At 61.4% G+C, this 13,201-nt stretch carries 12 protein-coding genes; 7 read left to right on the forward strand and 5 right to left on the reverse strand.

The features are described from left to right. Positions 1 to 15 precede the first annotated feature (15 nt). Entirely contained in the window at positions 16 to 1,272 is a 1,257-nt protein-coding gene (locus tag BLW25_RS05420; RefSeq protein WP_366268261.1) for a D-amino acid dehydrogenase, read from the reverse strand. A 167-nt stretch (positions 1,273 to 1,439) separates the two neighbouring features. On the opposite strand from BLW25_RS05420, the gene BLW25_RS05425 reads away from it, so the two are divergent. Continuing rightward, a complete protein-coding gene (locus BLW25_RS05425) occupies positions 1,440 to 1,880 on the forward strand; it encodes an Lrp/AsnC family transcriptional regulator (protein ID WP_092897098.1) in 441 nt (146 codons plus the stop codon). Positions 1,881 to 2,752: 872 nt separating this feature from the next. Next, positions 2,753 to 5,260 carry a Hint domain-containing protein gene (locus BLW25_RS05430; protein WP_092897100.1) on the forward strand — a complete coding sequence of 836 codons (2,508 nt, stop codon included), beginning with the start codon at positions 2,753 to 2,755 and terminating at the stop codon, positions 5,258 to 5,260. 255 nt (positions 5,261 to 5,515) lie between these two features. Here BLW25_RS05430 and BLW25_RS05435 read toward each other — a convergent pair whose 3' ends face one another. Continuing rightward, positions 5,516 to 5,743: a DUF1127 domain-containing protein gene (locus tag BLW25_RS05435; RefSeq protein WP_092897102.1), complete on the reverse strand. Its 228-nt coding sequence runs from the start codon at positions 5,741 to 5,743 to the stop codon at positions 5,516 to 5,518. Positions 5,744 to 5,830: 87 nt separating this feature from the next. On the opposite strand from BLW25_RS05435, the gene BLW25_RS05440 reads away from it, so the two are divergent. The 5 genes from BLW25_RS05440 to BLW25_RS05460 all read left to right on the forward strand — a co-directional run bounded on the left by BLW25_RS05440 (position 5,831) and on the right by BLW25_RS05460 (position 10,563). After that, on the forward strand, positions 5,831 to 7,231 hold the full coding sequence (locus BLW25_RS05440; protein WP_092897104.1) for an aminotransferase-like domain-containing protein: 1,401 nt from the start codon (positions 5,831 to 5,833) through the stop codon (positions 7,229 to 7,231). Between the two features lie 153 nt (positions 7,232 to 7,384). After that, positions 7,385 to 7,642 carry a hypothetical protein gene (locus BLW25_RS05445; protein ID WP_092897106.1) on the forward strand — a complete coding sequence of 86 codons (258 nt, stop codon included), beginning with the start codon at positions 7,385 to 7,387 and terminating at the stop codon, positions 7,640 to 7,642. Between the two features lie 148 nt (positions 7,643 to 7,790). Next, on the forward strand, positions 7,791 to 8,657 hold the full coding sequence (locus BLW25_RS05450; RefSeq protein ID WP_092897108.1) for an ABC transporter permease: 867 nt from the start codon (positions 7,791 to 7,793) through the stop codon (positions 8,655 to 8,657). Continuing rightward, positions 8,654 to 9,463: an ABC transporter permease gene (locus BLW25_RS05455; RefSeq protein ID WP_092897109.1), complete on the forward strand. Its 810-nt coding sequence runs from the start codon at positions 8,654 to 8,656 to the stop codon at positions 9,461 to 9,463. The genes BLW25_RS05450 and BLW25_RS05455 overlap by 4 nt, the downstream gene beginning before the upstream one ends. Beyond that, complete coding sequence (locus tag BLW25_RS05460; protein WP_092897110.1) at positions 9,463 to 10,563, forward strand: ABC transporter ATP-binding protein; 1,101 nt, start codon at positions 9,463 to 9,465, stop codon at positions 10,561 to 10,563. Before BLW25_RS05455 ends, BLW25_RS05460 begins: the two co-directional genes overlap by 1 nt. A gap of 152 nt (positions 10,564 to 10,715) precedes the next feature. Here BLW25_RS05460 and BLW25_RS05465 read toward each other — a convergent pair whose 3' ends face one another. Genes BLW25_RS05465 through metA form a run of 3 tightly spaced genes read right to left on the reverse strand, consistent with a single transcriptional unit; the run spans position 10,716 to position 13,176 of the window. Next, positions 10,716 to 11,333 carry a TetR/AcrR family transcriptional regulator gene (locus tag BLW25_RS05465; protein WP_092897112.1) on the reverse strand — a complete coding sequence of 206 codons (618 nt, stop codon included), beginning with the start codon at positions 11,331 to 11,333 and terminating at the stop codon, positions 10,716 to 10,718. A 22-nt stretch (positions 11,334 to 11,355) separates the two neighbouring features. Next, positions 11,356 to 12,243, reverse strand: coding sequence for a polyphosphate kinase 2 (gene ppk2 / locus BLW25_RS05470; protein ID WP_092897114.1), 888 nt, complete (start codon positions 12,241 to 12,243; stop codon positions 11,356 to 11,358). Between the two features lie 15 nt (positions 12,244 to 12,258). Further along, complete coding sequence (gene metA, locus BLW25_RS05475; protein WP_092897116.1) at positions 12,259 to 13,176, reverse strand: homoserine O-acetyltransferase MetA; 918 nt, start codon at positions 13,174 to 13,176, stop codon at positions 12,259 to 12,261. Positions 13,177 to 13,201: the final 25 nt, after the last annotated feature.

A 13,201-nucleotide genomic window follows, 5' to 3' on the forward strand; every position in this document is an offset into this window, starting at 1 on the left:
TCGGCGATACCGGCCTCAGGCGTAGCGGCTGATCGCGAGGTCCTTCGCGTCGATCTCCGGCGCGCGCCCCGAAACCAGATCCGCCAGAACCCGACCCGAGCCGCAGCTCATCGTCCAGCCAAGCGTCCCATGGCCGGTATTAAGGAACAGCCCCTGAATCTTTGTTCCGCCGATCACCGGTGTGCCATCCGGCGTCATCGGGCGGAGCCCGGTCCAGAATGAGGCCTGTTTCGGATCGCCACCCGGGAAGAGATCCATTACGGAATGCTCAAGCGTCCGGCGCCGTTTCGCATCCAGCCGGTCATTATAGCCGGAGATTTCGGCCATGCCGCCGACCCGGATCCGGTCGCCCAGCCGGGTGATCGCGATCTTGTAGGTCTCGTCCATGATGGTCGATTCCGGGGCCCGCGCCGGGTCCGCGATCGGAATGGTCAGCGAATAGCCCTTTACCGGATAGACCGGCAGTCTGATCCCCATCGGCTTCAGGATCTGCGGCGAGTAAGACCCGAGGCAAACCACCACCGCATCTGCCGTTACCAGACCCTTATCGGTCCTGACCCCGGTCGCCCGCCCGCCCTCGGTGACGATATGCTGAATCGTCTCACCCCAGCGGAAGGTCACGCCCTTTTCTGCCGACAAAGCCGCCAGCGCAGTGGTGAATTTGAAACAGTCGCCGGTCTCGTCCAGCGGCGTGCGCAGCCCGCCCACGATCCGGTCCTTCACATGGGCGAGGCCGGGCTCCACGGCAACACAGCCGTCCGGATCGAGCAGCTCGCAGGGAATGCCATCCGCCTTCAGCGCTTTCACATCCTTGGCCGAAGCCTCCAGCTGCGCCTCGGTCCGGAAAAGCTGCAGGGTTCCGTTCATGCCGTGATCATACTGGATCCCGGTCTCCTGGCGGATCTGGGCAAAGCTCTCGCGCGAGTAATCCGCGATCCGGAGCATCCGGCTTTTGTTGATCGCATAGCGCGAGGCAGTGCAGTTCCTGAGCAGTTTGAACAGCCAGCCGATCATCGTCGTGTCGATCTTCAGCTTAAGGATCAGGGGGGCATGTTCCATCATCACCCATTTGATCGCCTTCAGGGGGATCCCCGGTGCGGCCCAGGGGCTGCAATAGCCAAATGACACCTCGCCCGCATTGGCGAAAGATGTCTCCAGCGCCGGCCCGTCCTCGCGGTCGATCACCGTGACCTCATGGCCGGCCTTGGCCAGATACCAGGCCGAGGTGATCCCTACGACCCCGCCGCCGAGAACGATGACTTTCATTGCGATTTTCCCCTGTTGCCGGACCCGATCCTGCGCGCGATCTTGGGGGGCCTGGCTATGATGTCGATTTTTCCCGATGCTCGTTGATCATTGATCGAATGTCCTGTTGATTGACGCAATATTCTGCGATTATTTGGCGATAATTGAAATAATAAGGCGGCAGGCGCAATTCCATGTCAGAGATCGACCGGATCGACCGCGCCTTGATTCGAGCGCTTCGCCGCGATGCCCGCATGTCCAATGTCGCGCTGGCGGCAGAGGTCGGGCTCTCGCCCTCGGCCTGCCTGCGCCGGGTGCGTCTGCTGGAAGAAAACGGCACCATCCGCGGCTATACGGCGCTGGTGGCGGGCCCCGCCTCGGAAAGCCGCCATGTGGTGATCGTGCGGATCAGTCTCTCTCGCCAGACCGAAGAAATCCTGAACGCCTTTGAGGCCGAGGTCCGCAAACACCCCGAGATCCGGCAATGCTGGCTGATGACCGGGGAGGAGGACTACCTTCTCCATCTCGAGGCCGAAAATCCGGGTGACTATGAGCGGATCCATAAGGAGATCCTGTCGCGCCTGCCGGGCGTCACCCGGATCAATTCCAGCTTCGCCATCCGCAGCGTTATCTGACAGGCCTTCGCGCGCGTGCGGAGATCTGTCGGGAGAGATGCGTCAGACCACGCGCCCCGCCTGCCTCGGCTCGGGTTTCCCCCCTGGTGCCAGGGAGGGGAGGGATTGTGGCCAAATTGCGGCGAATCCCCGGGGCGGAACGCTGCATTGGCACGGATGATTCGCAGATTTCCCTTGGGTCAATGTTGCTCAGGTGAGCGTTAATACTTCTAAACCAGCTTACTGATCAGCCTTTGGCAACGCGGCGTCACGAGAGGGGCACAAACTCATTGGCTTTTCGGGGCAGGGTTAATTCGCGCCCTGGTTGATGTGCGCTGTTCTGTTTCAGGCAACAAATCCAGGCAGTCTGGCCGGTTTCGGGGGCTTGTGAGCAGAGATTTCGAAAGTTCCTAGAGAATTTTGCTGAAATTTTCTGAAACTCTGACTGGACCTGTCTCTGGTGCGGAAACAATTGACCTGCCGAAAATGACCTCCGGCTCGCCTCGCAGGACTGGTTTTGTCCTGCAGGAGAACACCTTCTTGCCGCAATCTGCGCCTTTTCCGCTTCCTTCCGGGACAAAGCAAAGCTAGATATTGATCGTCAGCTGCAAGACGTATGGGCCGTGGGGGCGGTCGTATGTTGGTGGTGTGCCGCAAGGCACCAGAGTGGTGACGAGAGTGCTGCCGATACCGGTAATCCGGATGCCCGCTTTTGCGGGTAAGGTCTTTTACAGGCCGGCGTATCCTCATCCCATCCACCTCCATTCGACGGGTTCGCTCGGTATTATCGTGCGATTGTGCCCGTTGCAGGAGTTTACGACGACCATTTCGGGTCGTTTCTGGATGGGATTTGCGGCGACGGATTTCGTTGTCGGGATGTACGAGGACCTGAGATGCCTGTTATCGCACTTTACAATTTCGAAGAACCGACGACGCACCTCATCCGTGACGAAGCCCCTTCGCATGGCGAGCAGAATGGTGGCCTGACCGGCGGGGCGACCGTCAGTGGCGGCAACCTCAATCTGGACGGCCAGACCGGCTATGTGAAATTCGATCCTCACATGGATTTCCAGCTGTCGAGCGGCACCGTCGGTATCAGCTTTACCCCGACCGCCAGCCCGATGAGCGAAAATCAGACCGTTGTGTCGCGCGACACCGCCGGCGATCACGAGGGCAGCTTCCGCATCGAAGTCACCCCGGATGGCGCAGTGATCGTGACCAGCGAAAGCGGTGCGGGTGATACCGTTTACACCACCGGCCCGGGGTTCTTCACCCCCGGCGACACCATCGACCTGACCTTCTCCTGGGATCAGGGCGGTGCCGGCGGCCAGCTTAATGTCACCAATACCACCACCGGCGGCGTCAGCTCGCAGCCGACTTCGCCTGATGTGACCCTGGTGATGGCCGATTACGGCCAGCCCTGGATCCTCGGCGGCGGCCAGGAAACCACTTCCGACCCGCTGAATCCCGAAGTCACCAGCCATTTCGAAGGCACGGTCGGCCATTTCTGGGTTTCCGACAGCGTTGACAACCATCCAGTCGGCGAGCCGCCGATTGCAAATCCCGACATCGCCGAGGTGGATGAGGATGGCGTGGTGGAGATCGACGTCCTCGCCAATGACAGCGATCCCGAGGGCGGCGCCCTGACCGTGACCAGCGCCAGTGCCGGCAATGGGACGGTTGAGATCGGCGAAAATGGCGTGCTGATCTATCGTCCGAACCCCGATTTCAACGGCGAAGACACCATCACCTATACGATCACCGATCCCGACGGCATGACCGCCTCAACCACGGTGACCGTGACGGTGCATCCGGTGAATGACGATCCGGTGGCGAATGACGACTTTGCCTCGACCACCGGCAGCACCCCGGTCGTGATCTATCCGTTGGCCAATGACACGGATGTCGATGGCGACACTCTGTCGCTGGTTGGAACACCGACCTCGCCCAATGGCACGGTCGAGCTGCTGCCCGATGGTGGCATCCGCTTTACGCCGAACCCGGGCTTCACCGGCACTGCCGAGATCGGCTATGAAATCACCGATGGCAATGGCGGCACCGACACCGCGACGATCTTCGTCACCGTCAATCCCGGAACCGGCCGCGACGGCATCATCACCGGGACCGATGGCGATGATCTGATCGGACCTGGCTATATCGATGCCGATGGTGATGAAGTTGACGCCGGTGACGCGATCATCCCGGGCGATGGCCCGGATGATGACCGTATCTATGCCGGCGCCGGTAATGACACCGTGCTCGCGGGTGCAGGCAATGACACCGTTTACGGCGGCACCGGCGATGATCAGATTTACGGCGGCTCCGGCGATGACGTGCTCTACGGCGATGAGGGCGACGACATCCTCTATGGCGGCTCCGGCGACGACGTGCTCTATGGTGGCGAGGGTGACGACATCCTGTTCGGCGGCACTGGCGATGACACGCTTTACGGCGGGGCAGGGAACGACACCCTGTTCGGCGGGGAAGGCGCGGATCAGCTGTTCGGCGGCGAGGGGAACAATGTCATCTTCGGTGGCGCCGGAAATGATACGATCACGCTCAGCGGCGGCGGAGACACGGTTTTCGGCGGCGCAGATCGCGACACGTTCATTGTTGAAAACCAGGGCGCCGGCATCGGCAGCTATATTGATGGCGGCGAAGAGGGAGACGATTACGACACGCTCGACCTTTCGGGCGCCGGTCCGCTGCGCATCGTCTATGACGAGGAAAACCCGGAAAATGGCCGCGTCCATTTCCTCGACCGTGACGGCAATGAGGTCGGCCATCTCGATTTCCGCAATATCGAGAATGTCATCCCCTGCTTTACCCCGGGCACGCTGATCGCGACGCCGCGTGGTGAGGTGCCGGTCGAGGAGCTGCGCGCCGGTGACCGGGTGATCACCCGCGACAACGGCATCCAGGAGATCCGCTGGATCGGTGAAAAGGCGCTGACCGGGCAGCAGCTGCGCGTCGACAGCCACCTGCAGCCGGTTCTGGTCAAGGCGCACAGCCTTGGCAATGGTCTGCCCGAGCGTGACATGCTGGTCTCGCCGAACCACCGTCTGCTGGTCGCCAATGACCGGACCCAGCTTTACTTCGACGAACATGAAGTGCTGGTCTCGGCCAAGCATCTTGTGGGCGCGAACGGCATCCATCAGGTCGCATCGATCGGTGTCAGCTATATTCACTTCATGTGTGACCGCCACGAGGTCGTGCTGTCGAACGGTGCCTGGACCGAAAGCTTCCAGCCCGGCGATTACACGCTGAAAGGCATGGGCAATGCGCAGCGTAATGAGATCTTTGAACTCTTCCCCGATCTGAAGACCGAAGAAGGCCTCGGCAATTACCATGCCGCCCGCCGCACGTTGAAAAAGCATGAGGCGAGACTGCTCGCCCGCTGAGCCCTCAGGGCCCGGCACCACGGTTTATGCAGCGACTCCGGCGGAGCAATCCGCTGGACGAGAGGAAAAGGGCTCCGCTTGCGGGGCCCTTTTTCTTTTACGCGGCAGCTGTCTGGCGGAATTGGCTGGGCGGCGGCTTCAGATATGGGCCCCAGATCCGGAAGCCGGAATGAAAAAGAGGGGCCGGAAATCCGGCCCCAGTCTCAGGGGTTCAATTAAGGGGAAGGCGATCTTGCAGCGCGTTTGCGCCCGCGATCACGCGCGCCAGAACGGCTTTGCCACTTCGCTGTCGCGCGTCACCGGGGCCATGCCGATATCGCGCAACAGGTGATCATCCAGCCGGGCCAGCGACAGGCGCGTGCGCTTTCGGATCTGCCACCGCGCCAGCCCCAGGCCAATCGCGACCAGCAGACGCGATACCGGCGGCAAACGGTCAAGCCGCGACAGAGAGGCAGGACGGGACGGAGTGGATTGCCAGGTCATTTCTGTTATGCCTTGTATTGGTACAATCTGGCTGATATGCTACAAAAAGAAATACAATAGCCAAATATCAATCACCAGAGCTACATTGTGCCGGATACAAGATGGTCTCCTGATCTCAGCGCCTGGGCTGGTCCGAAATATCTCGGGCTCAGCCGCGCGCTTCGCGATGCAATACGGAGCGGTGATCTGCCGCCGGGCACACAATTGCCCACGGTTCGCGATCTGGCCTGGCGGCTGTCTCTGACGCCGGGCACTGTGGCCCGTGCCTATCAGATCTCGACGCAAGAGGGGCTTTTAGAGGCAACTGTCGGCCGCGGCACCTTTGTCGCCTCCAGCCAGCCGCGGCTCGGGCCGACGCAGCCGCTTTATACCGAACGGTTGCCGATGCGGGTCGGTGCCATCGATATGCGGCCGCCGCAGGTGCCCGAGGTCGGTCAGGCCGAGGCCTTCCAGGAGGCGCTGACCGCCATGGCCGCCGGCACTGCGCGCGGCTGGACCGATTACACCAGCCAGTCGGGGGAATATGCGCTCCGGACCGAGGTCCTGCGCTGGATGGGCGACCGGATCCTTGGCCCGGCGACGGCGGATGACATCATGCTGACCCATGGCGGGCAGAATGCGGTCGGGCTGATCTTCGATTGCTGCCTGCGGGGCGACCGGCCGGTGGTGGTGCTGGAAGAACTCGCCTATCCGGGCTTCCGCTATGCCGCGCGCTCGGCCCGCGCCGATGTTGTAGCGGTCGAGATCGACGAATATGGCGTCATCCCCGGGGCGCTGGAGGCGGTCTGCCGCCGGCATGGGCCGCAGGTCCTGTGCCTGACCTCCGAGGCGCAGAATCCGACGACAGGCAGGATGCCGGTGGAACGTCGGATGCAGATTGCCCGGATCGCCCGCGATTATGATCTGCAGGTGCTTGAGGATGATTGCTATTCCGTCGCGGAAAGCGATCTGCCCACCTTGCGCGCTCTGGCGCCGGAACGGGTCTGGCTGGTTGGCAGCATCTCGAAAACTGTTTCGGCGGCGATGCGCTTTGGCTTTGTGATCTGCCCGGCAGGGATGGGCGAGGCGGGGCGGCTCTCGGCGCAATATGGGTTCTTCGCACTGGCGCGACCTGTTTCGGATCTGATGCTGCATCTGTTTCGCTCGGGCGCTGCCGAAGAGATCCGGGCGAAGGTCCAGGCCGAGTTTGCCCATCGCATCCAGGTCGCCGTCAACCGGCTGGGCGGCTATGATCTTTCCTGGCAGCCCGGCGTGCCCTTTGTCTGGCTGAACCTGCCGCAGGGCTGGCGCGCCTCGTCCTTTTCGCGGATGGCTGAATCCGAGGGGGTCATGGTGCGCTCGGCCGATGAATATGCGCTGGTGGGCGGGCGCGCGCCGCATGCGATCCGCCTTGCCATTCCGGGTGCCCTGCCGCTTTGCGATTTCGAGCTGGGCCTTGACCGGCTGGCGGCTTTGCTGGCCAATCCGCCCGCGGCACTCGCGGTCTGAGACGGCTGGTCTGAGAGGCATCGCCTGGCGCGCGTAAGTGTTGCTCTGCGGACTCGGATCGTGATTTCGGGGGGTTACAGGGTTTTCTGCATGTTGACGGCGCGGGCCTGACATTGTCCCATAGGGAAAAGAGCAGCAAAAATGAGATCTCGAATGGGACAGCAGGCCATTTTCCACGCCCCGCGCGGGTGTTCCGATTTCCTTGGCTGGCGCCGTCGCGGCGATGCGGTTGAGGTGGTTTACGATGACGGGGCAGCCCGTCACATGATCTGGCGCGTCGAGGCGGGCGAGGGCTTTGAAGAGCAGCTTTCCGATGCGCTTCAGGTCGCGGTGGAACAGCCGCGTATCCTGCGCGCGCTCTATGCCGAGCTGAATAAACGCGCCATAGCCGTAGAAATGATCAGAGGCTGATCAGAGCGCCGCCGCCCCCCCGGGCGGCGCAATTTTTTTTGGCAGCTTCCCTTGCCTTCGCATCTGCAGACTTGCATGAAAGCCAGAGCGGCGTCAGTATTTTGATCAAACTGACGTCGGCAAGAATCCGGCAAACCCGGGGGTAAAGGTGCAATCAAAATCCTCTGAAGCACGCACGGGCTGGCTGCTGATTGCGCCCCCGGCAGTGGTGACGTTTCTCTTGCTTGCGGCACCGCTGGCAACGGTTCTGGTCTATTCGGTGCTTACCGGCTCGCGCGGCGCGGTCAGCCTGCCGATCACCGGCGAGAACTATCTCCAGGTACTGACACGGCCACAATATCACATCGTGATGCTGCGCTCGCTGAATGTCTCGGTGCTGGTGACGCTGGCAACGGTGCTGCTGGCCTATCCGATCGCCTATTTCGTCAGCTTTCATGTGCAGCCGTCGAAAAAGTCGCTCTGGCTGTTTCTGATCACCATTCCGTTCTGGACCAGCTACATCATCCGTGTAGCACTCTGGCGCACCATTCTGGGCTATGACGGCATTGTCGACAGCTCGCTGATGGGGCTGGGGATCATGGATACGCAGCTCAATGTGCTGCAATATGGCGTGACCTCGATCATCATCACGCTGGCCCATGCCTATGCGCCTTTCGCGGTGCTGCCGATTTTCGTCAGCCTTGAAAAAGTCGACCGCTCGCTGCTCGAAGCCGGGCAGGATCTGGGCGAAAGCAAATGGCGCACCTTCCTGCGCGTGACCCTACCATTGTCGATGCCGGGTGTGATCGCGGCAGTGCTGATCGTCTTTATCCCGACCGCCGGCGATTATGTGACGCCGGAACTGATCGGCGCGGGCAAAGTGCCGATGGTGTCGAATTTCGTGGAAACACAGCTGCTTAAATCGCGCAACTTTGCGATGGGTTCGGCGCTCGCGGCGAGCGCAATGATTGCGGTGGCGATTATCAGCGTGGGCTTTCTGCTATTGAACAAGCGCTTTATCGGAGGCCGGAAATGACCAAAGCTCCCGGCCTCAGAACCTATGCGATCCTCTATCTCGCCTTTCTCTATGGCCCGATCCTGGTGCTGCCGCTCTTTGCCTTCAACAATGCCGCGGTGGTGTCTTTTCCGCTTTCCGGATTCACCACCAAGTGGTTTTCCGAGATGTGGGCCGATCCGAACCTGTGGAAAGCGCTGAAGAACAGCCTGATCATTGCGCTCTCAGTGGCCACGCTGTCGACCATTCTGGGCCTCTTCGCGGCGCGGTCTTCGGTGCGCTATCAATGGCCCTTCAAGGCGCCGGTCATGGGCTTTATCATGCTGCCGCTGGTTTTGCCCGAGATGATCGTCGCAATGTCCCTGCTGATCGTATTGATGGCGATCGGCATTCCGCTGTCGATCTTCACGGTGATCCTTGGCCATCTGCTGATCTGCACGCCATTCTCGGTCGCGCTGCTGACCTCGGCCTTCCAGTCGCTGGATCGCTCGCTGGAAGAGGCGGCGCTGGATCTGGGCGAGACCGCCGCCTCGACCTTCCGGCTGATCATCCTGCCTTTGGTGATGCCGGGGATACTGTCTTCGTTCCTGATCACCTTCACCATCTCGATCGATGAATTCATCGTCGCGAACTTCCTCGGGTCGGGCCAGCCGATCCTGTCGGTCTATATTTTCGGCCAGTTCCGTTTCCCCGCGAAAGTGCCCTCGATGCTGGCTCTGGGGACGATCCTGGTCGGCCTCTCCATCTGTCTTCTCGCAATCGCTGAATATTTCCGTCGCCGCGGTATCGCCAGGACCGGTGGCAAGGATTCCGGAGGCTTCCTGTAATGAGCGCTGATAAACGCCCGACCATGATCGAGTTTCGGGATATCCAGAAATACTACGGCGATTACCACGCGCTGCGGGGCATCAACGGGACGATCCGGGCGGGCGAGTTCTTCTCGCTCCTCGGGCCCTCGGGCTGTGGCAAGACCACGCTCCTGCGCACGATTGCCGGCTTTGAAGGCGTCGATTCCGGTGCCGTGCTGATCGATGGCAAGGATATGAGCTCGGTTCCCGCGAACCTGCGGCCGACCAATATGGTGTTCCAGAGCTACGCGATCTTCCCGCATATGTCGGTGGCGGAAAACGTGGCTTTCGGGCTGCGCCGCGATCCGCGCAGCAAGGCCGAAAAGGCTGCGGCCGTGGAAGAGGCGCTGGAGATGGTCGGCCTTAAAGGTTACGGCGGTCGCGCGGCCCATGCACTGTCTGGCGGCCAGCGCCAGCGGGTTGCGCTGGCGCGCGCGCTGATCCTGAAGCCGAAGGTTCTGCTGCTCGATGAGCCGCTTTCCGCGCTCGACAAGAAGATGCGCGAGCATATGCAGGTGGAACTGATCAAGCTGCAGCGCCAGGTCGGGATCACCTTCATCCTCGTGACCCATGACCAGGAAGAGGCGCTGGTGATGTCCGACCGCATCGCGGTGATGTTCGAGGGCCAGATCGCGCAGCTCGCCGATCCAGAGACCCTTTACCGCCGCCCGAACAGCCGTAAAGTCGCGGATTTTATCGGCACGATGAATTTCATCCCCTGCGAGATCCTTGCGGAAACCGGCGGCAGGTTTGAGGTCGAGGCCAAAGGCCTGGGCCGCGTGACGCTCGAAGCCGATCAGGCGCCGGCCCCGACCGGAGAAGGGAGCCCCGTCGTCGGGCTGCGCCCCGAGACCCTGACCATGCTTTACCCGGGGCAGAGCGCGGATGAGCGGTCGGTCAGGGGCAAGATCGACGAGGTGATCTATATCGGCGACATGACCTATTACGATGTGTTTATCGGCGATACGGATGTCGAGGTGCGCCTGTCGATGCGCAACACGCCCGGCCGTCCGGTGCTGGATGTCGGCACGGAGGTCGAGCTTGCCTGGTCGCCCTCGGCACTTGTGCTCTTCCGCTGATCGTTCCCCCGCTTGCGCGGGGGAAGGCCTCCGGCGGGGATATTTAAGAGACAGATGAATACAGAGCCGGGCTTTGCGATTTCATCTGTCTTTAAATATCCCGGGGTGAGAGGCAAAGCCTCGAGGGGCAGGGCCCCTTTCTGCGGCCAGCCCTACCTGTCAGGCGGCAGGATGCCGAGACCGCGCAGATAGATCCCGACCGAGGCCTCGAGCAGGTCTTCGGGCGTATAGGGCAGGCTGCCGCCATTGCCGCGCAGGAAGAGCTCTACGATGCCATGACTGGTCGCACGGATATGGGCGGCAACCATCGTGGCCGGCGGGCGCCGGGCGGCGGGGAGCGCGGCGAGCAGCGCTTCGGCAGCGTTTTCCATGATGCCGCGCGCGCGGGTGGCGATCAGCGCGAGGTCGGGATGGCTGGCCGGTTGTAATCCGCTTTCAAACATCGCCTGGTAATGGCCGGGATATTTGCGGGCAAAGGCCAGATAGGCGCGCCCGATCGACGCAAACCCTGCCAGCGCTGAAGGGCGGCCCTCATTCCAGGCATATTCCAGCAGTGCCGCAAAAATCCCGAAACCCTGATGCGCCACTTCGGCGATCAGGTCGTCGCGGCCGGCGAAATGGCGATAGACCGCTGCCGGGGTCACATCCGCAGCTTTGGCAGCCTCGGAAAGGGAAAAGCCCTGCGGGCCATTGGCCGCGATCAGCTCCAGCGCGGCATCGATCAGCGCCTGACGCAGATTGCCATGGTGATAGCCGCGTTTCGTGCTCATGCCCGGATCCGTAAAGGCGGCATCAGCCGCGCGGCATCCGTTCGGGGCCGCCGCTGATCAGCGGATCGATGGCGCCGATCACCGTCGCATCCTTGCCCTTGTAATCGACACGGCTCAGCACCTCGCGGATTGCCGCGAGCCTGGCGCGTCGCTTGTCATCCGCCAGGATCACCGTCCAGGGCGCATGAGAGGAATGGCTCAGGGTCAGCGTCTCGGCTATGGCAGCGGAATAGTCCTCCCATTTCGCGAGACCCTCGATATCAACCTGGGACAGCTTCCACTGTTTCAGAGGATCCTGCTCGCGCTCGATGAAGCGCCGGAGCTGTTCGGCGCGCCCGACCTCAAGCCAGAGCTTGATCAGGATCACGCCCTCATCGACCAGCATATGTTCAAACCCGGGAACCTGGCGGAAGAAGGTAGCGCGTTCCGCATCCGAGCAGAAGCCGAAGACCTTTTCGACCACGCCGCGATTATACCAGCTGCGGTCGAAAAGTACCATTTCGCCTTTGGCCGGCAGCCAGTCGATATAGCGCTGGAAATACCACTGGCCCTTTTCGCGATCAGACGGCGCGGGCAGCGCCACGACATTCGCGACGCGCGGGTTCAGGTTTTCGCGGAAACGCGCAATGGTGCCACCCTTGCCGGCGGCGTCGCGCCCCTCGAAGATCACCACGATGCGCTTGCCGGTGGCTTTCACATCCGCCTGGAGGCGGACGAGCTGGCGCTGCAACCCTTCCATCGCGGTATCATAGTCTTTGCGCCCCATCTCTTCGGAATAGGGAAAGCCGGGGGTCAGGATATCATCCTTGCCGGCTTTCTCGATGGCCTCGCGGATCGCCTTCGGGGCCTCTTTGCGGAAGTAGCGGCTGATCGCGCCGTCAAAGGGCAGATCGTGGTTTTCTTTTACCATGGCGCATCTCCTCGCTCAGCTGCCGATATCGCGCATGTCGAAGGGCGTGTGCTGATAGATCTCGTTGATCCAGTTACCGTAGAGCAGATGCGCATGGCTGCGCCAGCGGTTGCGTGGCTGCTTTGTCGGATCATTGCCGGGATAGTAATGCGAGGGGATATTGATCGCGGTGCCATTGGCGATGTCGCGATCATATTCCTGCTTCAGCGTGTCATTCTCATATTCGAAATGGTTGAAGATATAGAGGGCGTTCAGCCCGGAATCTTCCACGAGACAGGGGCCGGTCTGATCGCTGTCGAGCAGGATCTTCATCCCGTCGACGCCTTCGATATCGTCGCGTTTCATTTCCGTCCAGCGCGAGACCGGCACGAAACAATCATCCGAAAACCCGCGCAGATAGGGCGAGGCGGGGGCGACGTTTTCATGCAGGAAACAGCCGAAGGCCTTTCTTTCCAGCATATGCTTCGGCACGCCGTGGAAATGGTTGATCATCGCCATGCCGCCCCAGCAGACGCCGAAGGTGGAATGGACATGGGTCCGGGACCAGTCGAAGACCTCGCGCAGCTCGTCCCAATAGGTGACCTGATCGAAATCGAGATGTTCGATCGGGGCGCCGGTGATGATCAGCCCGTCGAATTTCTCGTCTCTGACCGCCTCGAAGGGGCGGTAGAAGGTTTCCATATGTTCGGCGGCGGTATTTTTCGTCTGATGCTCGGTCATCCGGATCAGCGAGAGATCGATCTGCAAAGGCGTGGCACCGATCAGCCGGGCGAACTGGTTCTCGGTCTGGATCTTTTTCGGCATCAGATTGAGGAGGCCGATTTTCAGCGGCCGGATATCCTGCCTGGCCGCCCGTTCGGGCGACATGACCATGACGCCTTCGTCTTGCAGGACGGAATAGGCGGGCAGGGTCTCGGGCAGGGTGATCGGCATGGTCTTTCCTTGGTATGATGCCAGC

The sequence above is a fragment of the Rhodobacter sp. 24-YEA-8 genome (assembly GCF_900105075.1).
Taxonomy (GTDB): Bacteria; Pseudomonadota; Alphaproteobacteria; order Rhodobacterales; family Rhodobacteraceae; genus Pseudogemmobacter.